This window comes from Methylobacterium sp. WL7 (genome assembly GCF_008040085.1).
GTDB lineage: Bacteria > Pseudomonadota > Alphaproteobacteria > Rhizobiales > Beijerinckiaceae > Methylobacterium > Methylobacterium mesophilicum.
Map to the genome: position 1 here is coordinate 1 of NZ_VRVG01000353.1, position 665 is coordinate 665.

A 665-nucleotide genomic window follows, 5' to 3' on the forward strand; every position below is an offset into this window, starting at 1 on the left:
TTGGGGATGGATGGCGAGCATCAGCGAGCCCTCCTGGAAGAACGGCGGCGCACACCTGCAAACCGCCACGCATAGGCTTTGATCGCCCAACGCGCCGCATCCCAACGACGTTCCGCAACCAAACACCTAGTACTACTGTGTCATAAATTTTTGTTGGCAACAGGGACATCGGTGCAGGGAACGAACGAGCGCCCGTGTTAGCCTCAGGCGCAAGGTTGCGATGGAGTCAGGCACGTGTCGCTCGGGCCGGATCGGGGGCACCGCGGGGTCTATAACTGGCGGGTAGGGCAAGCGCTTGCCGTTCGGTGAACTCTGGTTCCGAGGGGGGAAAGCGGCCCCGCTCGGAGACCAGGAACCCGTAGGCCGCGATGCATAGGCTGGCGTGATGATGGAAGCCCCGCCAGCTTCGCCCCTCGTAGTGGCCGAGCCCAATCTCCTGTTTGAGCTCCTGGTAGTCCCACTCGATACGCCAGCGCAGCTTCGTCCGGCCGACCAACACGGCCAAGCGGCCTCCGGCAGAGACCGGGCCAGCTTTTCTGCCGAGAGTGGCTTTTGCTCAGGGCTCCGTCGCACCCGGGTGGGTGGGCGCCCGCGCCCGCTCCAGGGCTTGGGCGGCAGGGGTGCCGTTCCGGGAAGCCACAGGCTCGTCGAGGACTGAACACCCA

Annotated in this window: 1 pseudogene; it reads right to left on the reverse strand. The window is 65.0% G+C overall.

The window, feature by feature from the left end:
* Positions 1-226: 226 nt before the first annotated feature.
* Positions 227-665: pseudogene (locus FV233_RS31545) on the reverse strand (IS701 family transposase); the annotation flags it as partial.